This window comes from Blastococcus carthaginiensis (assembly GCF_030731085.1).
Classification (GTDB): Bacteria; Actinomycetota; Actinomycetes; order Mycobacteriales; family Geodermatophilaceae; genus Blastococcus; species Blastococcus carthaginiensis.
In genome coordinates, this window is sequence record NZ_JASNFN010000001.1 from 47,203 (window position 1) to 70,101 (window position 22,899).

Below are 22,899 nucleotides of genomic sequence, written 5' to 3' on the forward strand. Positions count from 1 at the left end.
TCGGCGAGCTGCCGCATCGCGGTGACCGACGCCGGCTCCCTCACCCGTCGAACTCCGACAGCGGGGCCTCGGCGACGACCGCGCCGCGGTCGTCCAGGATCCGCACCCGGTCGGCAACCGGGGGTCCCAGCGGGCCCACCCCGGCGCCGTCCACCAACGGCACCGTGGCGTGCAGGGTGCCGTCCGCGAGGTAGATCTCGGCGAGGACGCCGGACGCCGGGCCGCTGACCGTGATCGACTCCGAGGTGGGCGCCGCGAACACCTGCTCCAGGAGCGGGGTGCCGGCCGGGGCCAGCGTGACGGCGAACGAGCTCTCCTGCGGCATGTCGAACCGGTCCGTCCAGTAGTCGACGAGCGCGGCCCCCGTCGCTCCCGAGGGGAAGGTCAGGCCGACCAGGAGGGTCCGGTTCTCCGAGCCGCCGCCCACGGGGCCGGCCGCGAGCAGGGCCGGGCGGAGGTCGCGCAGCGGCAGCCCGTACTGCCCGGCCAGCTGCGTCGCCGCCTGCTGCAGCACGTCCTCGTGGACGAGCCCGCGCAGCCCGCGGGGGTCGGCGACCTCCACCGGCTCGTTCCATGCCCGGACCAGGTCGTCCCCGGTGGTGTTGGCCCGGTTGAGGGGCCGGTTCTGGCCGGGCCGGGACAGCTCCACGGGGATGCCGGTCGACCAGTCGGAGGAGTCACCGAGCGCCAGCGCGCCGGCGCCGTCCTCCATCGGCACCGCTTCCCACTGTTCGACGACGTCGGCCGCGGCCGTCACCGTCCGGCCGGTCAGCACCCGGGCCTCGTCCCCGGGCGCGCCGACGACCACCACCATGCGCTGCTCGGGCGCCCCGTACGGGGCGGCGAACAGCTCCGCGGCCTCCAGATGGGGGGCCGGCCCGGGAAAGCCGACCGGCGCCATCTCGCCCGGCGCGGCGTCGCGGGGACCGGTGAACCAGGCCTGGATCACGCCCTCCTGTCCGGTCGGGCCGAGGACCTCCTGCTCGGCCTGGCCGAGGACGAGCGCCACCCGGCTGCCGGCCACCTCGCCCGCCCAGGCGACCCGGCGGGTCTCGACCGGTGGATCGGGCAGCTCGACGCCCGGCGGCAGCTGGGCCGCGAGCTCCGGGGACATCCAGTCGAGCTCCCGGACCCCGGCCAGCCACTCCTCGTCCCCGGCGAGCGAGCCGCGCGTCGGCAGGTCGTAGAGGGCGGGCGCCGGAGCCCGGGTCGCGATGCTCGGCACCGCGACCTCGCCGCCCCGGTCGCCGCTCAGCAGGCCGGAGGTCGCGACGGGCACCCCGGCGAAGACCGCGATGGCCACCAGGCCGCCGGCGGCCATCGCCGTCCGGGACCGCCGCTGGGCGCGGTACCGCGCGCGGGTGCGCTCGGCCAGGTCGGCAGGGGGAGGCGCGAGGACGTCGGCGCGGTAGCGCAGGTCGCGCAGGCCGGCCTCCAGCTCGCCGTCGGAGATCGTCACGTCAGCACTCCTCGCCGGGGTGGTGGGACGGGTGGGAAACGAAGACGGTGGCGGGTGCGGTGGCGCCGAGGGCGGTGCGGAGCCGGGCGAGGCCCCGGACGGTCTGGCTCCGCACGGTGTGGACCGAGCAGCCGAGCAGCTCGGCGGTGGCCGCCTCGCTGAGGTCCTCCGTGTAGCGGAGGGCGAGCACCGCCCGCATGCGCGGCGGAAGGGTGCCCAGCGCCTGGGCCATCCGCTCCCGCTCGGCGAAGGCGTCGGTCGCGTCGGGGGCGGCCGGGTCGTGCGCGGGCAGCGACACGATCTCCTGGGTGCTGCGCAACCGCCACCAGCTCGCCGCGCTGGTGACCAGCACCCGGCGGACGTAGGGATAGGGGTCGCCGGAGATCCGGCCCCAGCGGCGGTAGGCCTTGAGCAGCGCGGTCTGCAGCAGGTCCTCCGCGTGACCGCGGTCCCTCGTCAGCAGCACGGCGGTGCGCAGCAGCTCCCCGGACCGTGCCGCGACGAACTCCTCGAAGGCGGATTCGTCCGTTCGTCCCACCGGGCCTCCCTCCGTCGTCACTGGCTACGACGTCCGAGGACGGGCCGGATGAACGCCGCCGTGACCGGATCGTGATCTGGAGGGTTCAGCAGACCACCGTTGCGGACCTGCGGTGACCGGCACCACACTCGCCACGACGCCCGACGGGCGGTGGACGGAGGACCGGTGAAGCTGGACAAGCAGGAGCTGGTGCGGATGCTGCGCACCGAGGGTGACAACGACACGGCCGAGAAGGTGGAGGGGCGGTTCGGCGACCAGGTCGACACCGACCGGGATGGCGACGCCCTGGCGGAGATGGGGCTGGACCGCACCCAGCTCATGGCGAAGCTGGCCGGCGGGGGGTTCGGGAGCACGCTGACCCCCTGACGGCGGCCCCCGCGGGCAGGCGCAGAGGGGTCGACCTCGCCGCACGGTCGCCGTCCTCGCGGTACGGCACGAGGACGGCGACGCGACGGTGAGGTCGGCGGACGGCGGCGGAGAGGCCGCCACATCGCTCAGCCGGAGAAGGGGCGCTCCCGGGCCAGCTCCTCCTTGGCCACGCCGCGGATGTGCACCGCGTCGGGGCCGTCGACGATGCGCAGCGTGCGGGCGCTGGCGTAGAAGCGGGCGAGCACCGTGTCGTTGCTGACGCCGGCGCCGCCGTGCACCTGGATCGCGCGGTCGATGACGTCGAGGGCGACCTTCGGCGCGGCGACCTTGATGGCCGAGATCTCGGTGCGGGCCCCCTTCGCGCCGTACCTGTCGATCAGGTCGGCGGTCTTCAGCACGTAGAGGCGCGCCTGGTCGATCTCGATGCGGGACAGGGCGATCGCCTCGCGCACGGTGCCCTGCTCGGCCAGCGGCCGGCCGAACGCCACCCGGTTCTTGGTCCGCTCCACCATGAGCGCCAGCGCCCGCTCGGCCATGCCGATGGCACGCATGCAGTGGTGGATGCGGCCGGGGCCCAGCCGGGCCTGGGCGATCATGAAGCCGTCGCCCTCGCCGGAGAGGATGTTGCTGACCGGCACGCGGACGTCGGTGAAGCGCAGCTCGGAGTGACCGTGCTGGTCCTGGTACCCGAACACGGGCAGGTGCCGGATGATCTCCAGGCCCGGGGTGTCGCGGGGGACGAGCACCATCGACTGCTGGCGGTGCGGCGGCCCGTCGGGGTCGGTCTTGCCCATGACGATGAAGATCTGGCAGCGCGGGTCGGCGGCGCCGGAGGTCCACCACTTGCGGCCGTTGATCACGTACTCGTCGCCGTCGCGGACGATCGAGGTCTGGATGTTGCGGGCGTCGGAGCTGGCGACGTCGGGCTCGGTCATCGCGAAGCCGGAGCGGATCTCGCCCTCCAGCAGCGGGTTGAGCCAGCGCTCCTTGTGCTCCGGCGTGCCGAAGAGCATGAGCGTCTCCATGTTGCCGGTGTCCGGCGCGCCCACGTTCATCGACTCGGGGGCGATGGTCGGCGACCAGCCGGTGATCTCGGCGACGGAGGCGTACTCGAGGTTGGTCAGGCCACCCAGCTCGTGGTGGAAGAGGTTCCACAGGCCGCGCTTGCGCGCCTCGGCCTTGAGCTCCTCGAGGACCGGCGGGTGCTCGTGGTTGTCGTAGCCGCGCTCGGCGCGCCAGGCCTCGTAGACGGGCTCGGCGGGGAACACGTGCTCCCGCATGAAGTCCCACGCGCGTGCGCAGACGTCCTCGGCCTTGGCGGAGAGAGCGAAGTCCATGCCCGGCAACGTAGCGCCGGACGTGACGGCCGTCGCATCGGGGGTGCGCCGGTGCTCGGGAAGCCGAGGAGCCGGGCCCCGCCGTCCCTGGGGACGACGCGACCCGGCTCCTCGCCGCCGGCCCGTGCCGTGCGGGTCGAACGCCTGTCTCAGGCGCGGGTGCGACCCTCGACGGCGTTGCGCACCGGGCCCAGGGCGATGACCAGGCCGGCCAGGGCGCTGACCAGGTGCAGCCAGTTGTCGGCCCAGTTGAGGCTCAGGAAGTCCCACTCGGCGTTGACGGCGAACAGCCCGTAGACGAAGGCGGCGCCGTACCCGATGGCCAGCAGCCAGCCGTACGTGCGGGCACCGGTCAGCGTGCGCGACAGCGCGAGGCCGGCGGCACCGATGACGATGTGCACGACGTTGTGCAACGGGTTGATCTCGAACCCGACGATGTACTCGTCGGTGTCGTGCGCGAACCAGTTGTCGAACCCGGTGATGAAGAATCCGACGATCCCCACCAGCAGGTAGACGGCCCCGATGGCCAGCCCCAGGATCTGCGGCCAGGTCATGCCCCGGTCCGCGCCGGTGTTGCCGCGGGTTGCAGACATCGTGTCCTCCCATAGGTCATCCGACCTGCCAGGTTCTTGACAGGGAACTGCCAGGAGCGCGTACCCCTGCCTGAGCACGAGTAACGACCCGTCGCCTGTGCGGGGGACGGTGTTGCCGAACTGATACCCGGGCGTGGCCGCCGGTTCAGCCGCGGCCGGGGCGGGGGGTGGCCTTCGACCGGCGGACGACGAACGGACCGATGGCGAGCAGGTCGACCGGGGCGGAGCCGAAGCACTCCAGGGCGTCCCGCGGGTCGTCGACCATCGGGCGGCCGGCGGTGTTCAGGCTGGTGTTGACCACCACCGGCAGGCCGGTGCGGCGCTCGAACGCCGAGATCATGCGGTGCACCAGCGGTTCGGTCGCCGGGTCGATGGTCTGGATCCGGGCCGTGCCGTCGACGTGGGTGACCGTGGGGATGCGGTCGCGCCACTCCTCGGCGACGTCGTGGACGAACAGCATGTACGGCGAGGGGATCGGCCCGCGGCTGAAGATCTCCGGCGCGCGCTCCAGCAGCACCATCGGGGCGACGGGGCGGAACTGCTCGCGGCCCTTGACGTCGTTCATCCGCTCCAGGTTGGCCTCGAAGCCGGGGTGGGCGAGCAGCGAGCGGTGGCCCAGCGCGCGGGGGCCGTACTCGCTGCGGCCCTGGAACCAGGCGACGATGCCGTTGTCGGCGAGCACCTCGGCGACGGCCTCGGCGACGTCGTCCGGGCGCTCGTAGACGATCGCGGCCGTCTGCAGCACCCGCTCGATCCCGTCGTCGCTCCAGGCGCGGCCCAGGTCGGCACCGGCCATCGGCTCGGTGCGCTCGCCGAGCTCGGCGGCGACGTGCAGGGCCGCGCCCAGCGCCGTGCCGGCGTCGCCGGCGGCCGGCTGCACCCACACCTGCTCGAACGGGCTCTCGGCCAGGACGCGGGTGTTGGCGACGCAGTTGAGCGCGGTGCCGCCGGCCATGGTGAGCGTCTTCTCGCCGGTCTGCTCGTGCACCCAGCGGGCGAGGTCGACCAGCACCTCCTCCAGGCGGGTCTGCACGCTGGCGGCGAGGTCGGCGTGCGCCTCGGTCCAGTCGTCGCCCTTGCGCAGGCGGGGCGCGAACTCGGCGAAGTCGATCCGCTCGGTGCGGAAACCGCCGTCGTCGGTGGCGCGGATCAGCTCGGACAGCTCGCCGAGGAAGCGGGGCTTTCCGTAGGAGGCCATCGCCATGACCTTGAACTCGTCGGAGCTGCGCAGGAAGCCGAGGTGGTCGGTGAGCTCCTCGTACATGAGGCCGAGGGAGTGGGGGAGCGCCTGGCCGGCGAGCACCTCCAGCTGCCCGTCGACGTAGCGGCCGGCGAGGTGGCTGTGCGCCTCGCCGCGGCCGTCGAGGACGAGCACCGCGTTGTCCCGCTGCCGGGCGGCCTTCCCGGCGGAGGCGGCGTGCGCGACGTGGTGCTTCACGTACCGGACCTTCGCCGGGTCCAGGCCGGGCAGGGCGTGGGCGAGGAAGTCCGGCGCCATCTCGGCGTACTTCTTGCGCATGGTGTCGCCGTCGTCGAACAGGCCGGAGTCCTCGGGCGTGCCCATGAGCGCGGGGTCGAAGGAGTAGGCGACGGCGTCGAGCTCCTCGGGCCGGATGCCGGCGTGCTCCAGGCACCAGGCGGCCGAGAGCTCGGGCAGCTCCCAGGCGCTCCACGGCAGGGGGCGCTTGCCGTGCTTCCGGCGGCTGAACCGCTCTTCCTCCGCGGCGGCCACGATCCGGCCGTCGACGACCAGCGCCGCAGCGGGGTCGTGGTAGATCGCGTTGATGCCGAGGACCTTCACGCGTGCACTCCTTCTCCCGGGTCCGTGCCCTGTCTGCTCCGGGCGCGTCGACCCGCTGTCCTGCTGATGATCATGGGTGGGATGGGCCGGTCCCGCAGGTCGAGGCGGGCGGTGCGTTCAGCTGCGGGGGTGGAGCAGGTCGTGCTCGACGACGGCGGCCAGGCCGAGGGTCTTGTAGCCGACCTCGTCGAACAGCACGGTCAGCCGGTCGTCTTCGACCCGCATCACGACGCCGGGCCCCCACTCGGTGTGCTCGACAGGTGTCTCCACCGGGAACGGGGTGTCCTCGGGCTCGGCGGCGACGTGCTCGTGGGCGGTGCCGGCGGAGCAGGTGTCGCAGTTGCCGCAGGGTTCGTCGAGCTGCTCGCCGAAGTAGCCGAGCAGGAACTGGCGGCGGCACTCGGTGGTCTCGGCGTAGCCGCGCATCATCTCCACGCGCGACTGGTCGACCTTCTCGTGGTGCTCGGCGAGCTCCCGCGCCTGCTCGGCCGCCTCCCCGGGCGGTGGGGCGCCCTCGGCCGGGTGGGCGGCGCCGTCCTCGTCGAGGACGACGGCCGAGACCTGCTCCAGCAGGTTGAGGTCGCGCACCAGCGGGGTGGCGGCGCGGCCGGTCTCCTCCCGCAGCGCCTTGACGTCGACGCCGTCGTCGATGCCCGCCGCGGCGGCGGCCTGCACCAGGCCCGCGACCTGCTGCAGCTCCTCCTCGGCGGGGGCGCCGGCGGCGAAGAACCGGCGCAGCCCGAGGTCCTCCTGGCGGTAGACCAGGACGGCGAGGGCCGGGTCGCCGTCGCGACCGGCCCGGCCGATCTCCTGGTAGTAGCTGTCCACGGAGTCGGCCGGCTCGGCGTGGACGACGAAGCGGGTGCCGGGCTTGTCGATGCCCATGCCGAACGCGGTGGTGGCGACGACGACGTCCAGCTCGTCGTCCATCCAGGCCCGCTGGGTCTCCTCGCGGTCGGACTTCTTCAGCCCTGCGTGGTAGGCGTGGGTGCGCAGCCCCCTGCCGGCGAGGGCGGTGGCGATCTCCTCGGTGCCCTTGCGGGTCGCGCTGTAGACGATGCCGGGGCCACGCCCCTCGCCGACCTCGGTGAGCACCCGGTCGAGGACGCCCTCCTGCTTGCCCCGGGCGTCGGCGTGGTGGTCGACCTCCAGGCGGATCTCCGGCCGGTCGAAGCCGGCGACGACGACCTCGGGCTCGCGCATGCCGAGCTGTTCGAGGATCTCCGCGCGCACCGGAGGGGCGGCCGTGGCGGTGAGCGCCAGCACCGTGGGGTGGCCCAGCTGCTCGATGACGGTGCCGAGGCGCAGGTAGTCGGGGCGGAAGTCGTGGCCCCAGGCGGAGACGCAGTGGGCCTCGTCGACGACGAACAGGGCGGGCCGGGCCTTCGCGATCACGTCGACGACCTCGGGCTTGGCCAGCTGCTCGGGGGCGAGGAAGAGGAAGCGGACCGATCCGTCACCGAGACCGTCGAGGGCCTCCTGCTGGTCGCCGGCGGAGAGCGTGGAGTTCAGCTGCGCGGCGCGGCCGGACTGGTCGGCCAGCTCGGTGAGCCGCTCGACCTGGTCGCGCTGCAGGGCGATGAGCGGGGAGACGACGAGCACCGGGCCGTCGAGGAGCTGGCCGGCGACCTGGTAGATCGCGGTCTTCCCGGCGCCCGACGGGAGGACGGCCAGGGTGTCGCGGCCGCCGACGACGGCTTGCATGGCCCGTTCCTGCCCCGGGCGGAAATCCTCGTAGCCGAGCGCCTCGCGGGCGAACCCGCGGATGCGGCGGGTGCGGACGGACGCGCTGGCGCCGGCGGGGTTGTCCCGCTCGGGGGAGGGAGGCACCGGCTGCCTCTCCCCGGCGGGGGTGGGCGGCAAACGGTGCGCTGGCCCACGCCACGTTCCCGCCCCCTGCGGCCGCTCCGGGGGACGGCACGTTCCCGCGGGAACGTGGGTGCGAGGACGCGGCGACGCGGTCGCGGCGCGTGGCGCGCGTCAGCGGAGGGGTGAGCGCCGCGGGGCGACGTCGGCGCGCTCGGCGGCGGCCCGGCCGGCGTACCAGCCGCCCGCATCGACGGAGGACCGGCTGCGGCTGGACCGGACCCTCGGGAAGAGCTCCTGCGTGCGGGCCTCCACGGCCTCCTGCCGCGACCGCAGCACCGGGAGCAGGTCCGCGCCCCGTTCCGCCGCCGCCTCCTCGGTCACCCGCCGGCGCGCCGCGGCCAGCCGCTCGCCGATGCGGTGCGCGTAGCCCAGCAGGAACGCGCGGCGGAACGACCGCGAGGCCGAGCGGCGGCCCTCCTGCCGTTCCGCGGCGGCGAGCGCCTGGGCGACCTGGAGCAGCAGCGAGGTGAACAGCAGCTCCACCGCGTCCAGATCGCTCCGGATGCCGACCAGGGTGGCGATGCCCAGGCCCTGGTACCAGACCAGCCGCACGTCGTTGGCCTCCGCGACGGCGCCCAGCAGTTGCGTCTTGGCCCTCGCGTACGGGTCGGCGAGGTGCACCCGGCGGGTGTCGACGTCGACGCCGGCCGGTGCGCCGCCGTCGAGCAGGGCCGCATCCACCGCGTGCCGGGTCATGAGCTCCTGCGCCTTGGCCGTCAGCGCCTCGGCCTCCTCGGGGAACCCGGTCGCCTCCGCCTTCGCCAGCAGGCCGCGGATGCGCCGCAACGCCCGGTCGTCGTCGGCCGCGACCGGCCCCTCGGCGCGGGTCCGCGCGGGGCCCCACCGCGACGGCGGGGGCACGAGGACCTCGATGCGCGCCGTGGTGCGCAGCATCCCGGTCAGCTGCAGCACGATGCGCCACGCCTCGGCCGGCGCCCGCCGCTCGGCCCGGTGCCAGGAGGTGACCGCCGTGCCGGGGGCAGGAGCGTGATCGGTGTCCAGCGCCCCGAGCTCGCGCAGCTGCGCCACCCAGCCCTCCGGTGCCCGCGACACCGCATCGGTGCGGCGGGCGTGCTCGGCGAGCAGCGCCACGAGCAGTGGCACCGATCCCGCGCCGACCTGCCGACGGGCGGCGTGGGCGACGTCGGCCGGCTGCCAGCCCCGCTCCCAGGTCCCGTCCAGCGCGTCCTGCAGCGTCCGCGAGAGCAGGCCGCCCCCGTCGAGGGCGAACCCCTGCGCGCTGAGCGTGGCCGCCACCTCGGCGGCGGCCCCGGCGTCGGTGAGGACCGGGGCCCGGTGCTGGAGGAGGTCCGCGAGCCAGACGTCGTCGATCACGCCCGGCATGCTGCCCGCCGGAGCAGACGCCCCGAGCGGGCGGCCTGTGGAGGACGCCGGTCGTCCACAGGCGCGGCTAGGGTCTTGCCGTGGCCGCCACCTACCGCATCGCCGAGGCGGCGGCGCTGCTCGGCGTCAGCGACGACACGGTCCGGCGCTGGGTGGACGGCGGCCGCCTGCCGGCGCACCGGGACGGCGGGGGCCCGGCGGTCATCGAGGGCGCCGACCTGGCACGCCTGGCCACGCAGCTGCGCGAGGCCCCCGAGCCCGGGACCACGCCGTCGTCGGCCCGGAACCGGCTGACCGGCATCGTCACCAACGTCGTCCGCGACGGCGTCATGGCGCAGGTGGAGATCCAGGCCGGGCCCTTCCGCCTCGTCTCCCTCATGTCCCGCGAGGCGGCCGACGAGCTGGGGCTCGTGGTGGGCGTCCGGGCGGTCGCGACGGTGAAGGCGACCCAGGTCAGCGTCGACGTGCCCTAGCTCCCGCAACTGCGGGACCCGCAGCCTTCAGCACTTGCGCAGATGCGGAGCGGTCTGGTGTGGTCTCCCGCAGGAGCGGTCGACCCCGGGAGGTTCCGTGCGCGTGCGTGCCCTGCTCGTGGCGACGGTGCTCGCCCTCGCCGGCTGCGGCGGCTCCGCCCCGAGCGGCGGCCCCGGAGCGCCGGGGGACGGCGGGCTCACCGGCACCCTCACCGTGTTCGCCGCCGCCTCGCTCACCGACGTCTTCACCGAGCTCGGCGAGCGGCTGGAGGACGCGCACCCCCGCCTGGAGGTGCGGTTCAGCTTCGCCGGCAGCTCGGCGCTGGCCACGCAGCTCACGCAGGGCGCTCCGGCGGACGTCTTCGCCTCGGCCGACGAGGCGCAGATATCGGTCGTGACCGACGCCGGCCTCGCCGACGGCGAGCCGCAGGTCCTCGCCACCAACGTGCTGGAGATCGCCGTGCCCAGGGGCAACCCGGCCGGGATCACCGGCCTGGCCGACTTCGCCCGCGAGGAGCTCGCCCTGGCCGTCTGCGCCACGGAGGTGCCGTGCGGGCTCGCGGCCGAGCAGGTGTTCACCGCCGCCGGTGTCGCGGCCCGGCCCGACACCCTCGAGGAGGACGTGCGGGCCGCGTTGACGAAGGTGGAGCTAAATGAGGTCGACGCCGCGCTCGTCTACGCCTCCGACGTCGCCACCGCCGGGGGCGCCGTCGAGGGCATCACCTTCCCCGAGGCGGCGCGGGCGGTGAACCACTACCCGATCTGCGTGCTGGCGGACGCACCCGCCCCCGAGGCGGCCCGCGCCTTCGTCGACCTGGTCCTCTCCGACGAGGGGCGGGCCGCGCTGGCCGACGCCGGGTTCCAGCAGCCGTGAGCCGCGCCCGCGAGGGCACGCGGGTACCGGCGCCGCTGCTCGTCCCCGCCGCCCTCGGCGTCGCCTTCCTGGTGCTGCCGCTGCTCGGCCTGCTGGTGCGCACCCCGTGGTCGCAGCTGGCCACCCAGCTCGCCGACCCGGCGGTGGGGGAGGCGCTGCGGTTGTCGCTGGTGTCGGCCACGCTCGCCACCGCGCTGTCGCTGGTGCTCGGCGTCCCGCTGGCCTGGGTGCTCGCCCGCTCCCGTGCCCGTGGCCGCTCGGTGCTCCGGGCGCTGGTCACCGTGCCCCTGGTGCTGCCGCCGGTCGTGGGCGGTGTCGCGCTGTTCCTCGTGCTGGGGCGGCAGGGGATCGTCGGCTCCTGGCTGGACGACGCCTTCGGGATCACCATCCCGTTCACCACCACCGCCGTCGTCATCGCCGAGACGTTCGTGGCGATGCCCTTCCTGGTGGTCAGCGTCGAGGGTGCGCTGCGGGCGGCCGACGCCCGCTTCGAGGACGTCGCCGCCACGCTCGGCGCCGGTCGCTGGACGACGTTCCGCCGCGTCACCCTGCCCCTGGTCGCGCCGGGCGTCGCCGCCGGCGCGGTGCTCTGCTGGGCCCGGGCGCTGGGCGAGTTCGGCGCCACCATCACCTTCGCCGGCAACTTCCCGGGCACCACGCAGACGATGCCGCTGGCGGTCTACCTGGCCCTGCAGCGCGACCCCGACGCGGCGATCGTGCTCTCGGTGGTGCTCCTGGCCGTCTCGCTGGCCACCCTGCTGCTCCTCCGCGACCGCTGGCTGGGCCGGACGGGCGCCGCGTGAGCCTGGCCGCGAGCGTCGACACCCGCCGGGGCGAGCTCCACCTGCGGCTCGACGTCGAGGTGGCCGACGGCGAGGTGCTGGCCCTCCTCGGCCCCAACGGGGCGGGCAAGTCGACGTTCGTGCGGGTGCTGGCCGGCCTGCTGCGCCCCGACCGCGGGCGGGTGGTGGTCGACGGCGAGGTCTGGGACGACGAAGGCACGTCGCGCCCGGCCCACCGGCGGGCGCTGGGCATGGTGTTCCAGGACGCCCTGCTCTTCCCGCACCTGAGCGTGGCCGACAACGTCGCCTTCGGCCTGCGCACCCGGGGCGTGCGCCGGGCGGAGGCGCGGGCGACCGCGGCGGGGTGGCTGACCCGCGTGGGGCTCGACGGGCTGGGCGACCGGCGACCCGCCGAGCTCTCCGGAGGTCAGGCGCAGCGGGCGGCGCTGGCCCGGGCGCTGGTCGGCGACCCGGCGCTGCTGCTGCTCGACGAGCCCTTGTCGGCGCTGGACGCGCGCACCCGGCTGACCGTGCGCGCCGAGCTGCGCCGGCACCTGGCCGGCTTCCGCGGCAGCACCGTGCTCGTCACCCACGATCCGGTGGACGCGATGGCGCTGGCCGACCGCGTCGTCGTCCTGGAGGAGGGACGGGTCGTGCAGGCCGGCACCCCCGCCGAGGTGGCCCGCCGGCCGCGCACCGACTACGTGGCCCGGCTGGTGGGGCTGTCGCTGCTGCCGGGCGCCGGTGAGGGCCGTCTGGTGCGGCTCGACGGCGGGGCGGCCGTGACGGTGGCCGAGGACGCCCGCGGCCCGGTGTTCGCGGCGGTCCGCCCGGAGTCGGTGGCCCTGTACGCCACGCGGCCCGACGGCAGCACCCGCAACCTGTGGCGGGAGCGGGTGGTGGGGGCGACCCCGCACGGCGCCACGGTGCGCTGCGAGCTCGACGGCGAGGTGCCGCTGGTCGCCGACGTCACCGCCACCTCGTTCGCCGAGATGGGGCTCGCCCCCGGCGCGGAGGTGTGGGCGGGCGTGAAGGCCTCCGAGATCGCCGTCTACGCCCGCTGAGGCCGGGAACGCGCCTGGGAGAGTGGCGGCATGACCACAGCCGCCGTCGTCCTGGCCGCCGGGGGCGGCCGTCGCTACGGGATGCCCAAGGCGCTGGTCGAGTACGAGGGCAGCCTGCTGGTCGAGCGTGCGGTGCGGACGGCGCGCGCGGCCTGCGACGTCGTCCTCGTCGTGCTGGGCGCCCGGGCGGTCGACGTCTGGCGCACCGCGGACCTCGCGGGGGCGACGGTGCTGGCCAACGCGGACTGGGAATCGGGCATGGCCTCCTCGCTGCGCACCGGCCTGGACGGGCTGCGCGCCTTCCCGGGGACGGTGGACGCCGCGCTGGTCACCCTGGTCGACATGCCGGGCCTGACCCCCGAGGCGCTCGCCGCCGTCGCCGCCCACGCGGCCCCGGATGTGCTGGCGACCGCCACCTACGAGGGCGTCCGCGGCCACCCGGTGCTGCTGGGGCGCGACCACTGGGCCGGCGTCGCGGAGTCGGCCACCGGCGACGAGGGCGCCCGCCGCTACCTGGCCGCGCACGACGTCGTCGAGGTCGACTGCACCGGCCTCGCCGATCCGGTGGACCTCGACGTCCCGCCGCCGGGGGTAGCGTCGGCGCCGTGATCGCCAGGGTCGTGGACGCGCCGCTGTCCGTCGCCGAGCACGAGGACGCCGTCTCCGTCGCGGCCGCCGGCGCGGTCGTGTCCTTCGCCGGGGTCGTCCGTGACCACGACGGCGGCCGCACGGTGACCGAGCTCGAGTACGTCGGCCACCCGAGCGCGCCCGACGTCCTCACCGAGCTGGCCGAGGAGTTCGCCGCCCGCCCCGAGGTGCACGCCGTGGCGGTCAGCCACCGCATCGGGCTGCTCGGCATCGGCGACGTCGCGCTCGCCTGCGCGGTCAGCGCCTCCCACCGCGGCCAGGCCTTCACCGCCTGCGCCGAGCTCGTCGACGAGGTGAAGAAGCGGCTGCCCATCTGGAAGCGGCAGGTCTTCGGCGACGGCGAGCAGGAGTGGGTCGCCTGCCCGTAGGCGGCCTCCGTCAGCCGGCGAACGCGCGGGCCGGCTGCCCGCGCACGCCGACGTCCACGGTGAACAGCGACCCCGCCACGCCGTCGTCCAGCCCACCCTCGGCCGACGTGGTGACGAACAGCCGATCCAGCCCGGGCCCGCCGAGGGTGCAGGCGGTCACCTGGGGCGTGGGCAGCTCGACCACGGCGTCCCGCCGGCCGTCGGCGTCGTAGCGGTGCACCTCGCCGCTGCCGTAGAGGGCGACCCAGATGCCGCCCTCGGCGTCGACGGTCAGGCCGTCGGGGTTGCCGTCGACGGGGAAGCGCACGAACGGGCGGCGCCCGGTCAGCCCGGCGTCCCGGTCGTAGTCGAGGACGTCGATGCGGTGGGTGGCCGTGTCGGCGTAGTAGGCCAGCGACCCGTCGGGGCTCCACGCCAGCCCGTTGGAGACGGTGACGCCGCCGACGACCTCGTGCACGCCGCCGTCGGGGTCCAGCCGGTACAGCGCCGCGGCGCCCGGCGTCTGGTCGTAGGCCATGGAGCCGCACCAGAAGCGGCCGTCGGGGTCGCAGTCCCCGTCGTTCATGCGCACGCCGGGGTCGGTCCACACCGGGTCCAGCGCGCTGACCGCGCCGTCGGGATCCTCCAGCGCGAACCCGCGCTCCAGGGCGATGACGGCGCCGCCCCCGCGACGCGGGCGGAGCGCGGCCGCGACCGCACCGACGTGCCGGCGCACCACCGCGCCGTCCTCACCCACCGTGAGGACGTCGCCGGCGAGCATGTCCACGCAGCGCAGGCCGCCCCACGCCGGCGACCACACGGGCCCCTCGCCGTGGTGCGTCACCGCGTCGGTCAGCCGCCGGGCCTTCACCGGAGGTCCGTCCGGGTGGGCGCGGGCAGATCGGTGGCCAGCAGGGTGTTCAGCATCCGCGCAGTGTGCTCGACGACCGGCAGCTCGCGGCTGGCGCTGCGCGGCTTGGCGCGGAAGGCGATGCCGCAGAGGGTGCCGAACAGCTCGAGGTCCCGCGTCACCAGGGGGACGCCCACGTAGGCGGCGATGTCGCGGATGGAGCCGTAGGACCGGGAGGCGTAGGCCGGCACGGCGGCGGTCACGGTGGCCACCCGCGGTGCGTTGCCCTCGATCATCTGGCGGCAGAAGCTCTGCGCCCACGGCAGCTCGGTGCCCGGCCGCACGAGCGACTCGGGGAAGGAGCGCACGATGATCTGCCGGTCGTCCTCGACGTGGGTGACCACCCACAGGTCCCAGCCGACGTACCCGTGGAGGAAGCGCAGCGCCCCCTCCGCCGCGGAGAGCCAGTCGCCCCACGGCGCCACGTCGGCGACCCCCGACGGAACCATGTCGGACGGATTCCCACCCGGCGGGCCGGTCAACCGTCGGCGCGGGGGTCAGCGGGCCCCGGCGAGCCCGTCGTCGTCGGTCCGCTCGTCGTGCTCCAGCTCGGCCTCCTCGGCCTCGGCCTCCAGCCGGTGGGCCTCCCCGTCGACCTTCGCCGCGGCGTCGCCGTGCGACTCCCCGTACAGCTCCTCGGCCCGGCCGTACAGCTCCTCGGCCTTCGCCTTCGCCTTGTCGAAGATGCTCATGACTCCATCCTGGTGGGCGGGGCACCCCGCGGCAAAGCGCGGTTCACCCTCCGGCGAAGGGCGGGAGGACGTCGACGACCGCGCCGGCGGGCAGCGGGGCCGCCCGGTCGCGGGGCTGGGCACCGTCGACCAGGAAGGAGCAGGCGGTGAGCACCCGCTCCAGCCGCTCGCCGTGGGCGCCGGAGACCCGCACGACGAGCTCGTCGAGGGTGTCGGCCTCGCAGGGCTCGGTGTCGACGCCGGCCGCGGCGCGGGCGCCGGCGAAGTAGCGGACGATCACGGCGGGCATCTCAACCCCCGATCGCCGACATGGGACGGCTCGGCTGCAGGAAGCTCGGGTCGTCGATGCCGTGGCCGGGCAGCTTCCCCAGGGTGGCGATCCGCCAGCGGTCGGCCAGCTCGGCGTCGGTGGCGCCCTCGCGCAGCGCCGTGCGCAGGTCGGACTCCTCGCGGGCGAACAGGCAGTTGCGGATCTGCCCGTCGGCGGTGATCCGGGTGCGGTCGCAGCTGCCGCAGAACGACCGGGTCACCGAGGCGATCACCCCGACCGTGGCCGGGCCGCCGTCGACCAGCCAGCGCTCGGCCGGCGCGGAACCCCGCTCCTCGCTGTCGGGTGTGAGCTCGTGTGCCCCCGTCAGCCGCTCCAGGATGTCCTCGGCGGTGACCATGCGACCGCGGGTCCAGGCGTGGTGGGCGTCGAGCGGCATCTGCTCGATGAAGCGCAGCTCGTAGCCCTGCTCCAGGCAGTAGTCGAGCAGCGGCACCGCGTCGACGTCGTTGATCCCGTGCAGCAGGACGGCGTTGACCTTCACCGGCGTGAGCCCGGCGTCGCGCGCGGCGGCCAGCCCGGCGAGGACGTCGTCCAGCCGGTCGCGGTGGGTGAGCTGCTTGAAGCGCTCGCGGTCCAGCGTGTCCAGGCTGACGTTGATGCGGTCCAGCCCCGCCTCGGCCAGCGCCGGCGCCGTCCGGGACAGCCCGATGGCGTTGGTGGTGAGGCTGACCTCGGGCCGCGGGTGGAGCGCCGTGGCGGCGGCGACGATGCCCACCAGGCCCGGGCGCAGCAGCGGCTCGCCCCCGGTGAAGCGCACCTCGCGGATGCCCAGCTGCTCCACCCCGATGCGCACCAGGCGGGCGACCTCGTCGTCGGTGAGCTGCTCGACCTTGGGCAGCCACTGCAGGCCCTCGGGCGGCATGCAGTACGTGCAGCGCAGGTTGCACCGGTCGGTCAGCGACACCCGCAGGTCGGTGGCGGTGCGCCCGTACCGGTCGACCAGGCCGCCGGACCCGGGGGCCACCGCGCCCACGGCGCGGCGGACCGCGGGATCGGGGAGGTCGGCGCCGGTCATGGCCCGAATGTAGCCGCGACCGGCGACACGTGGCCGGGTGGAAATGCCCGGGCGTCGCCGGGGAGCCGTTGCTACCGTGCCCTCGCCACCCGAGAGACCGGCGGAGGACGTCCCGCACTCGCCTGTGGCCAGGAAGCGCGAGAGAACCGTGTCGGCCCGCACCGTCTTCAGCCCCTACAGCCGCCTGTTCGCCGTCCCCGGCTCCGTGGCCTTCTCCCTGGCCGGGTGGGTGGGGCGGCTCCCCGCACCCATGCTCGGCCTGGGGGCGGTGCTGCTCGTCTCGCAGGAGACCGGCAGCTACGGCCTCGCCGGCGCCGTCTCCGGCGCCCTCGCCCTCAGCTACGGCGTCGCCGGGCCCCAGTGGGCGCGGGCCATGGACCGCCGCGGCCAGGGGCCGGTGCTCCGCCTGGCGATGGTCGTCTTCGCGCTCTCGGGCGTCGCCTTCGTCGCCGCGGTGGTCGGCGGGGCGCCCCGCTGGAGCTGGTTCGTGCTCGCGGCGGCGGTCGGGGGCAGCAGCCCCAACATCGGCTCGCTGGTTCGCGCGCGGTGGGCCGCGGTGCTCGACCGCGCCGGCCGGCAGACCGCGTTCGCCTTCGAGGCCGTGGCCGACGAGGTGGTCTTCGTCGTCGGCCCGCCGCTGGTGACGCTCCTGGCCACCCTCCTGGCCCCGCCCGTCGGCTTCCTGACCGGGGTCGTGCTGGGGGCGGTCGGCGGGCTCTGGCTGGCCGCGCTGCGCGACACCGATCCGCCGCCGCACCCCGTCGCCGGACCCTCCACCGCCCGGTGGTGGGCGGTGCTGACGCCGACCCTGCTGGTCGTCACGGTCACCTACCTGGCGGTGGGCACCGTGTTCGGCGCGATCGACGTCGTGGTGGCCGGCTTCGCCGAGGCCGAGGGCGCACCGGCGCTCTCCGGGGTGGCCCTCGCCGTCTTCGCCGCGGGCAGCCTGCTGGCCGGCCTGGTCTACGGGCTCGCGCGGCTGCCCGGCACGCTGGCCACGCGGTTCGTGGCGACGGCGGTCGCCTTCGGCCTGGCCGCGCAGCTGCTGTGGGGCGTCGGGTCGCTGGCCGTGCTGGTCGGCGTCGGCTTCCTCGCGGGGCTGACGATCGCGCCGGTGCTGGTCTCGGGCACCTCGCTGGTGGAGTCCCGCACGGCGCCCGGCCTGCTCACCGAGTCGCTGGCCTGGACCATCTCCGGACTCACCCTCGGCGTCACCGTCGGCTCGGCGGTGGCGGGGGCCGCGGTGGACGCCTGGGGCGCCGAGACGGCGTTCGCCGTGCCCGCGGTCGCGGCCGCCTTCGTGGCGCTGCTCGGGCTCGGCGGCGCGGCGCTGGTCGCCGACCGGCCGGCGCCCGCGGGGTTGGTTGACGACCGCACCACCGGGTAGGCGGGGTGCGGGCCGATCGCGCACGACCGATCGTGCGGCTCGCGGCCCTCCCCCGAACCGGAAGGATCAGCCTGTGGCCACCGTGCCCTCTCTCGCACTCAACAACGGCGTCCAGATCCCGCAGCTGGGGTTCGGCGTGTACCAGGTCCCGCCCGAGGAGACCGCCGACACCGTGGCGACCGCGCTGGAGGTCGGCTACCGGCACATCGACACCGCCGAGATGTACGGCAACGAGAAGGGCGTCGGCGAGGCCGTCGCCCGCTCCGGCATCGACCGCGGCGAGATCTTCGTGACCAGCAAGCTGAACAACGGCTTCCACAGCCGCGACGACGCGCTGCGCGCCTTCGACCGGACGCTGGCCGAGCTCGGCTTCGACCAGCTCGACCTGTTCCTCATCCACTGGCCGCTGCCGGGCATCGACGTCGACTACGTCGAGACCTGGAAGGCCCTGGAGGAGATCTACCGCGACGGCCGCTGCCGCGCGATCGGCGTCTCGAACTTCAAGCCGCACCACCTGCAGCGGCTGTTCGACGAGACCGAGATCGTCCCGGCCGTCAACCAGATCGAGGTGCACCCCTACCTCGCGCAGGACGACGTGCGCGCGTTCGACGCCGAGCACGAGATCGTGACCGAGGCCTGGTCGCCGATCGCCCAGGGCAAGGTGCTGGACGACCCGGCCATCACCGCGATCGCCGAGCGCCTCGGCCGCACCCCGGCCCAGGTGGTGCTGCGCTGGCACGTGCAGCGCGGCGACGTCGTCTTCCCCAAGTCCTCCTCGCGCGAGCGGATGGCGGAGAACTTCGCGCTGTTCGACTTCGAGCTCGAGACCGGCGACCTGGCGACGCTGACCGGCCTCGACCGCGGCGAGCGCACCGGCCCCGACCCGGACAGCTTCAACTACATCCCGGGCTGAGCCGCCCGTCCTGGCTCACCGCACGGGGTCCTGGCTCGCCGTCGACCGTGAGCCAGGATCCCTGGTGATCAGGTCACCTGATCATCGGCCGGGAGCCGACACGGAACCGGGGGGTCTTGCCTGGGCCATACCGCGTATGCATACTCCGTATCCATGTCCATCCGACACGGTCTGCTCGCCCTCCTCCAGCGCGGGCCCAGCCACGGGTACCAGCTGCGCGCCGAGTTCGATGCCGCGACCGGGGCGACCTGGCCGCTGAACGTCGGGCAGGTCTACTCGACCCTCGACCGGCTCGAGCGGGACGGCCTGGTCGTCCAGGACGGTGCCCCGGACGCCGACGGCCGGATCGCCTACCGCCTCACCGACGCCGGCCGGGCCGAGGTGAGCGGCTGGTTCGGCTCGCCGGTCAGCCCGAAGGGGGCGCCGCGGGACGAGCTGGCGATCAAGCTGGCGCTCGCGGTCACCACGCCGGGGGTCGACGTGCTCGCCGTCGTCCAGACCCAGCGGACCGCGACCATGACCGGCCTCCAGCAGCTCACCCGGCTCAAGGCCCGGGCGGGCGACGGTGCCGAGGACCTCGCCTGGTCGCTGGTGCTCGACTCGCTCGTCTTCCGCGCCGAGGCGGAGAGCCGCTGGCTGGACCACTGCGAGGCCCGCGTGGCCCGCGCCGCGACCCGTCGCCCCGCCCCCGGGCCGGCCACCGCGGCGACCGAGGCCCCAGCGGTCGAGCGGAGCCGGCGATGAGCGCGCCGCTGCTCGAGCTGTCGGGCGTGACCCGCGAGCACCGCCAGGGCGACGTCGTCGTCCAGGCGCTGCGCGGGGTGGACCTGTCCGTCTCGCCGGGTGAGTTCGTCGCGGTCATGGGCCCGTCGGGGTCCGGCAAGTCCACGCTCCTGCAGCTGGCTGGCGGGCTGGACTCGCCGACCGGCGGCCGGGTGTGCGTCGAGGGGCGGGATCTCGCCGGCCTCTCCCCCGCCCAGGTGGCGGCCGTCCGACGGCGCAGCGTGGGCTACGTCTTCCAGGACCTGAACCTGCTGCCCTCGCTGACCGCGGTCGAGAACGTGGCGCTACCGCTGGAGCTCGACGGCGTCCGCGGCGGCGTGGCCCGCCGAACCGCGCGGGCGGCGCTGGAGGAGGTCGGCGTCGGTGCTCTGGCCGGGCGCTTCCCCGACGAGATGTCCGGCGGGCAGCAGCAGCGGGTGGCCATCGCCCGGGCGCTGGTCGGGCCGCGCCGGCTGCTGCTCGCCGACGAACCCACCGGCGCGCTGGACTCCACGACCGGCGAGGAGGTGCTGCGGGTGCTGCGAGCCCGCTGCGAGGCCGGGGCGGCGGGCGTGCTGGTCACCCATGAGGCCCGGCACGCCGCCTGGGCCGACCGGGTCGTGTTCCTGCGGGACGGTGTGATCGTCGACCAGAGCGGTCCGGTCGCGCCGGCCGAGTCGCTGCTCGCCGCCGGCGGGGCGTGATGGGCCGCTGGCTCACCCGCTGGCGCCTCGCTGTCCGGATCGCCCGTCGCGACGCCCGCCGGGCGCGGGGCCGCACCGCCCTGGTCCTGCTCATGATCGGGCTGCCGGTGCTCGCGGTCTCGGCGGCCGACACCTTCGCCCGGACCGTGGACGTCAGCGCGGAGGAGGCGCGGCCCGCGCTTCTGGGTGGCGCGGACGCGCGGATCACCGCCGCCTTCCGCAGTCCCGTCTGGGTCGACCCAGCCAGCGGCCAGCTGGTGGGCAGCGACGGGCCCCCGGCCCAGGAGCCGTGGAGCCGCGCGGAGGTCGCCGCCGCCCTGCCAGAGGGGTCGCGCGTCGTGGAGGCGGTCAGCGGGCGCACCCGGTACCGGACCGACTCCGGCTACGCCCGCGTGAACGCGCTGGCCGCCGATCCGGGCGACCCGCTGCTCGCCGGCACGCTGGAGCTGGTCGAGGGCCGGCTGCCCAGCCGCGCCGGGGAGGTGGCGATCAGCCCGCAGCTGGCCGAGCGCGGCCTGGTGGTCGGCCAGGAGCTGGCGCTGACCCGCGACGACGTGCCGGCGCGGATCGTCGGCGTCGTCCGGCAGCCGCGCCAGTTCACCGGCGTGCTGATGCTGCTACGCGCCGAGCGGGCCGACCTGCTGGTGCGCACCGGCGCCACCTTCTACGCCGACGTCCCCGGCGGCCTGGAATGGGCGGCCGTGCAGGACCTGAACGAGCAGGGGCTCGCCGTCCTCTCCCGGGAGGTCGCCGAGGACCCGCCGCCGGCGGAGGCGTGGCAGCCGGGCGGTGGGTGGGGGACCGGTCCGGACGCGGGGGTCGCCGTCCTCGCCCTGATCGGGGTCTCGATCCTCCTGGAGGTGGTGCTGCTGGCCGGGCCGGCCTTCGCCGTGGGGGTGCGCCGGCAACGGCGCGACCTCGCGCTGCTGGCCGCCGGGGGCGGCGCCCCCGGGGACCTGCGCCGGGTGGTGCTGGCCTCCGGCCTGGTCCTCGGCGGGGTCGGCGCCCTGCTCGGCGTCGGTCTCGGCACCGGGCTGGGGCTGGTGCTCGTGCCGGTGATCGGCGCGTTCGTCGAACTCGGCGCCGGCCCGGCGGAGGTGCCGGTGCTCGACCTGGTCGGCCTGGTCGCCGTCGCGGTGCTGGCCGGGCTGGCCGCAGCTGCCGTCCCGGCCCGGCAGGCGGCACGCATGCCGGTCGTCGACGCGCTGGCCGGGCGGCGGGGGCAGGCCCGCACCTCGTGGCGCTCACCCGTGCTGGGGCTGGTGCTGGCGGCGGTCGGCCTGGCGCTCGTCGTCCTCGGCACCCGGGGCACCGAGCTCGGGATCGCCGGGGGCGCCGTGCTGCTGGTCCTCGGGGTGGTGGCCGCGACCCCGTGGCTGCTGGGCCTGCTGGCCCCGCTGGCCCGGCGGCTGCCCATCTCCGGTCGGATCGCCGTGCGTGACGCGACCCGCAACCGGGGCCGCACCGCACCGGCGCTGGCGGCGGTCATGGCGACCGTCGCCGGGATCACCGCGCTGCTGGTCGGCAGCGCCAGCGACAGCGCCCAGGACCGGCGGGACTACCAGCCAGCGGCCGTCGAGGGCGCCGGCATCGCCTACCTGGGCGGCCTGGACGAGCAGAGCCGCGCCCAGGTGGCCGAGGCGCTCCGCGATCAGGTCCCCGGCCGCGACGTGCACCTGGTCCGGGTGGCCGACACCGGGGGCGCGGACGGCTGGCGGGAGCTCGCGCCCGTGACCCCGGGGTGCACGACCGGGCCGGTCGACTGCACCTGGTTTCCCGACGTCTCGGGGGCCGTCTCTGCCGGCGGCTCGCTCCTCGTGGTCGAGGCCGGCGGGGCCGAGGCGCTGACTCCCCGCGGACTGCCGGAGACGGCATCCCGTGCGCTGGCGGAGGGCACGGCGGTCGTGTTCGGCTCGGGGGCCGTGGACGAGCGCGGCGAGGTGCAGCTCGCCGCGGTGGCCTACGACGAGAACGGGGAGAGGCGGGTCACCTCGACGGCGGCGCTGCCCGCCGTCGAGGTCCCGATCCCACCGCCGAACGACGGCGGGCTGACCAGGATCCCTGCCGCCGTGCTCGTGCCGCCGTCCCTGGCCGACCGGCTGCCGGTCGAGTTCACGCCGATCGAGCTGGTCGTCGGCGGGCCGGGGGACCCGGTCACCCCCGAGCAGGAGCGGCGGGCCGACCGGCTGCTGAGCGCCCTGGGCGCTGGTGAGCTCCGGGTCGAGCGGGGGTGGAGCGACGACCTCGCGTTGCCGCGGTTGGTGCTGCTCGCGCTCGGTTCGGTCCTGGTCCTGGTGGCCACCGGCACCGCGACCGGGCTGGCGCTGTCCGACGCGCGGCCGGACTTCGCCACCCTCGCGGCCCTGGGGGCCGCCCCGCGCACCCGCCGGTTCGTGGCGATGGGCTCGGCGGCGGTGATCGCCGGCGGGGGAGCGCTGCTCGGGACCCTGGTGGGGCTCGCGCCGGGGATCGCGGTCGCCTACCCGCTCACCAGCACCGACTACGGGGCCGGGGTGAACCCGGTGGTCGACGTCCCGTGGCTGCTGCTGGCGGCGGTCGCCTTCGCCGTCCCCCTGATGGCGGTGGCCGTCACCGGGCTGGTCGTCCGGTCCCGCCTGCCGATGGTGTCGCGCCTGCCGGGGTGACCGCGGTCGGCGTCCTCCCTCGCGGCGCGGCGTCCTCCCTCA

At 75.5% G+C, this 22,899-nt stretch carries 24 protein-coding genes; 12 read left to right on the forward strand and 12 right to left on the reverse strand.

The genetic code is table 11. The annotated features are described in order from the left end of the window. Positions 1 to 40 precede the first annotated feature (40 nt). Both QOZ88_RS00180 and QOZ88_RS00185 read right to left on the reverse strand, forming a co-directional pair. Complete coding sequence (locus QOZ88_RS00180) at positions 41 to 1,459, reverse strand: hypothetical protein (RefSeq protein WP_305997822.1); 1,419 nt, start codon at positions 1,457 to 1,459, stop codon at positions 41 to 43. 1 nt (position 1,460) lies between these two features. After that, positions 1,461 to 1,997, reverse strand: a complete 537-nt coding sequence (locus tag QOZ88_RS00185; RefSeq protein WP_305997823.1) for a SigE family RNA polymerase sigma factor — start codon at positions 1,995 to 1,997, stop codon at positions 1,461 to 1,463. Between the two features lie 165 nt (positions 1,998 to 2,162). Between QOZ88_RS00185 and QOZ88_RS00190 the strand changes: the two genes are divergently transcribed. Continuing rightward, the gene (locus tag QOZ88_RS00190) at positions 2,163 to 2,363 is read left to right on the forward strand and encodes a hypothetical protein (protein ID WP_091935101.1); all 201 of its coding nucleotides are present in this window, start codon (positions 2,163 to 2,165) and stop codon (positions 2,361 to 2,363) included. A 128-nt stretch (positions 2,364 to 2,491) separates the two neighbouring features. Here the strand turns inward: QOZ88_RS00190 and QOZ88_RS00195 are convergent, their stop codons facing one another. The 5 genes from QOZ88_RS00195 to QOZ88_RS00215 form a co-directional block, all read right to left on the reverse strand. Continuing rightward, positions 2,492 to 3,703 carry an acyl-CoA dehydrogenase family protein gene (locus QOZ88_RS00195; RefSeq protein ID WP_305997824.1) on the reverse strand — a complete coding sequence of 404 codons (1,212 nt, stop codon included), beginning with the start codon at positions 3,701 to 3,703 and terminating at the stop codon, positions 2,492 to 2,494. 149 nt (positions 3,704 to 3,852) lie between these two features. After that, positions 3,853 to 4,296, reverse strand: coding sequence for a DUF4383 domain-containing protein (locus QOZ88_RS00200; protein ID WP_305997825.1), 444 nt, complete (start codon positions 4,294 to 4,296; stop codon positions 3,853 to 3,855). Positions 4,297 to 4,441: 145 nt separating this feature from the next. Next, positions 4,442 to 6,097 carry a carbamoyltransferase family protein gene (locus QOZ88_RS00205; protein WP_305997826.1) on the reverse strand — a complete coding sequence of 552 codons (1,656 nt, stop codon included), beginning with the start codon at positions 6,095 to 6,097 and terminating at the stop codon, positions 4,442 to 4,444. 117 nt (positions 6,098 to 6,214) lie between these two features. Further along, a complete protein-coding gene (locus tag QOZ88_RS00210; protein WP_305997827.1) occupies positions 6,215 to 7,927 on the reverse strand; it encodes a RecQ family ATP-dependent DNA helicase in 1,713 nt (570 codons plus the stop codon). A gap of 150 nt (positions 7,928 to 8,077) precedes the next feature. After that, positions 8,078 to 9,301 carry a DUF2786 domain-containing protein gene (locus QOZ88_RS00215; protein WP_305997828.1) on the reverse strand — a complete coding sequence of 408 codons (1,224 nt, stop codon included), beginning with the start codon at positions 9,299 to 9,301 and terminating at the stop codon, positions 8,078 to 8,080. 89 nt (positions 9,302 to 9,390) lie between these two features. On the opposite strand from QOZ88_RS00215, the gene QOZ88_RS00220 reads away from it, so the two are divergent. From QOZ88_RS00220 to QOZ88_RS00245, 6 genes are all read left to right on the forward strand, one after another. Beyond that, on the forward strand, positions 9,391 to 9,783 hold the full coding sequence (locus QOZ88_RS00220) for a TOBE domain-containing protein (protein ID WP_305997829.1): 393 nt from the start codon (positions 9,391 to 9,393) through the stop codon (positions 9,781 to 9,783). Between the two features lie 103 nt (positions 9,784 to 9,886). Continuing rightward, a complete protein-coding gene (modA, locus tag QOZ88_RS00225; RefSeq protein WP_305997830.1) occupies positions 9,887 to 10,657 on the forward strand; it encodes a molybdate ABC transporter substrate-binding protein in 771 nt (256 codons plus the stop codon). Next, positions 10,654 to 11,460: an ABC transporter permease gene (locus QOZ88_RS00230; protein ID WP_305997831.1), complete on the forward strand. Its 807-nt coding sequence runs from the start codon at positions 10,654 to 10,656 to the stop codon at positions 11,458 to 11,460. The genes modA and QOZ88_RS00230 overlap by 4 nt, the downstream gene beginning before the upstream one ends. Further along, positions 11,457 to 12,503: an ABC transporter ATP-binding protein gene (locus QOZ88_RS00235; RefSeq protein WP_305997832.1), complete on the forward strand. Its 1,047-nt coding sequence runs from the start codon at positions 11,457 to 11,459 to the stop codon at positions 12,501 to 12,503. The genes QOZ88_RS00230 and QOZ88_RS00235 overlap by 4 nt, the downstream gene beginning before the upstream one ends. A gap of 30 nt (positions 12,504 to 12,533) precedes the next feature. Further along, positions 12,534 to 13,112: a nucleotidyltransferase family protein gene (locus tag QOZ88_RS00240; protein ID WP_305997833.1), complete on the forward strand. Its 579-nt coding sequence runs from the start codon at positions 12,534 to 12,536 to the stop codon at positions 13,110 to 13,112. Then, positions 13,109 to 13,519, forward strand: coding sequence for a molybdenum cofactor biosynthesis protein MoaE (locus tag QOZ88_RS00245; protein WP_305997834.1), 411 nt, complete (start codon positions 13,109 to 13,111; stop codon positions 13,517 to 13,519). Before QOZ88_RS00240 ends, QOZ88_RS00245 begins: the two co-directional genes overlap by 4 nt. 10 nt (positions 13,520 to 13,529) lie before the next feature. Here QOZ88_RS00245 and QOZ88_RS00250 read toward each other — a convergent pair whose 3' ends face one another. From QOZ88_RS00250 to moaA, 5 genes are read right to left on the reverse strand one after another with little or no spacing between them, the layout of a single operon-like run. Further along, complete coding sequence (locus QOZ88_RS00250; protein ID WP_305997835.1) at positions 13,530 to 14,369, reverse strand: SMP-30/gluconolactonase/LRE family protein; 840 nt, start codon at positions 14,367 to 14,369, stop codon at positions 13,530 to 13,532. After that, the gene (locus QOZ88_RS00255) at positions 14,366 to 14,857 is read right to left on the reverse strand and encodes a histidine kinase (RefSeq protein ID WP_305997836.1); all 492 of its coding nucleotides are present in this window, start codon (positions 14,855 to 14,857) and stop codon (positions 14,366 to 14,368) included. Before QOZ88_RS00255 ends, QOZ88_RS00250 begins: the two co-directional genes overlap by 4 nt. A gap of 48 nt (positions 14,858 to 14,905) precedes the next feature. After that, positions 14,906 to 15,100, reverse strand: coding sequence for a hypothetical protein (locus QOZ88_RS00260; RefSeq protein WP_091935137.1), 195 nt, complete (start codon positions 15,098 to 15,100; stop codon positions 14,906 to 14,908). A 43-nt stretch (positions 15,101 to 15,143) separates the two neighbouring features. Then, positions 15,144 to 15,389 carry a MoaD/ThiS family protein gene (locus tag QOZ88_RS00265; RefSeq protein ID WP_091935140.1) on the reverse strand — a complete coding sequence of 82 codons (246 nt, stop codon included), beginning with the start codon at positions 15,387 to 15,389 and terminating at the stop codon, positions 15,144 to 15,146. Position 15,390: 1 nt separating this feature from the next. Next, the gene (gene moaA / locus QOZ88_RS00270) at positions 15,391 to 16,446 is read right to left on the reverse strand and encodes a GTP 3',8-cyclase MoaA (protein ID WP_305997837.1); all 1,056 of its coding nucleotides are present in this window, start codon (positions 16,444 to 16,446) and stop codon (positions 15,391 to 15,393) included. Between the two features lie 148 nt (positions 16,447 to 16,594). Here moaA and QOZ88_RS00275 point away from each other — a divergent pair, with 148 nt between their 5' ends. The 5 genes from QOZ88_RS00275 to QOZ88_RS00295 all read left to right on the forward strand — a co-directional run bounded on the left by QOZ88_RS00275 (position 16,595) and on the right by QOZ88_RS00295 (position 22,857). Then, positions 16,595 to 17,833, forward strand: coding sequence for an MFS transporter (locus QOZ88_RS00275; RefSeq protein ID WP_305997838.1), 1,239 nt, complete (start codon positions 16,595 to 16,597; stop codon positions 17,831 to 17,833). Positions 17,834 to 17,915: 82 nt separating this feature from the next. Further along, positions 17,916 to 18,746, forward strand: coding sequence for an aldo/keto reductase (locus tag QOZ88_RS00280; RefSeq protein WP_454970285.1), 831 nt, complete (start codon positions 17,916 to 17,918; stop codon positions 18,744 to 18,746). A gap of 153 nt (positions 18,747 to 18,899) precedes the next feature. After that, entirely contained in the window at positions 18,900 to 19,490 is a 591-nt protein-coding gene (locus tag QOZ88_RS00285; RefSeq protein WP_305997840.1) for a PadR family transcriptional regulator, read from the forward strand. Further along, positions 19,487 to 20,212, forward strand: a complete 726-nt coding sequence (locus tag QOZ88_RS00290) for an ABC transporter ATP-binding protein (RefSeq protein WP_305997841.1) — start codon at positions 19,487 to 19,489, stop codon at positions 20,210 to 20,212. Before QOZ88_RS00285 ends, QOZ88_RS00290 begins: the two co-directional genes overlap by 4 nt. After that, a complete protein-coding gene (locus QOZ88_RS00295; protein ID WP_305997842.1) occupies positions 20,212 to 22,857 on the forward strand; it encodes an ABC transporter permease in 2,646 nt (881 codons plus the stop codon). Before QOZ88_RS00290 ends, QOZ88_RS00295 begins: the two co-directional genes overlap by 1 nt. Positions 22,858 to 22,899 lie beyond the last annotated feature (42 nt).

What these genes read in the sequence shown, in the direction of transcription:
- QOZ88_RS00195 (WP_305997824.1), bottom strand. Translation starts at nt 3,703, where the DNA reads ATGGACTTCGCTCTCTCCGCCAAGGCCGAGGACGTCTGCGCACGCGCG.
- QOZ88_RS00200 (WP_305997825.1), bottom strand. Translation starts at nt 4,296, where the DNA reads ATGTCTGCAACCCGCGGCAACACCGGCGCGGACCGGGGCATGACCTGG.
- QOZ88_RS00240 (WP_305997833.1), top strand. Translation starts at nt 12,534, where the DNA reads ATGACCACAGCCGCCGTCGTCCTGGCCGCCGGGGGCGGCCGTCGCTAC.
- QOZ88_RS00255 (WP_305997836.1), bottom strand. Translation starts at nt 14,857, where the DNA reads ATGGTTCCGTCGGGGGTCGCCGACGTGGCGCCGTGGGGCGACTGGCTC.
- QOZ88_RS00260 (WP_091935137.1), bottom strand. Translation starts at nt 15,100, where the DNA reads ATGAGCATCTTCGACAAGGCGAAGGCGAAGGCCGAGGAGCTGTACGGC.
- QOZ88_RS00265 (WP_091935140.1), bottom strand. Translation starts at nt 15,389, where the DNA reads ATGCCCGCCGTGATCGTCCGCTACTTCGCCGGCGCCCGCGCCGCGGCC.
- moaA (WP_305997837.1), bottom strand. Translation starts at nt 16,446, where the DNA reads ATGACCGGCGCCGACCTCCCCGATCCCGCGGTCCGCCGCGCCGTGGGC.
- QOZ88_RS00285 (WP_305997840.1), top strand. Translation starts at nt 18,900, where the DNA reads ATGTCCATCCGACACGGTCTGCTCGCCCTCCTCCAGCGCGGGCCCAGC.
- QOZ88_RS00290 (WP_305997841.1), top strand. Translation starts at nt 19,487, where the DNA reads ATGAGCGCGCCGCTGCTCGAGCTGTCGGGCGTGACCCGCGAGCACCGC.
- QOZ88_RS00295 (WP_305997842.1), top strand. Translation starts at nt 20,212, where the DNA reads ATGGGCCGCTGGCTCACCCGCTGGCGCCTCGCTGTCCGGATCGCCCGT.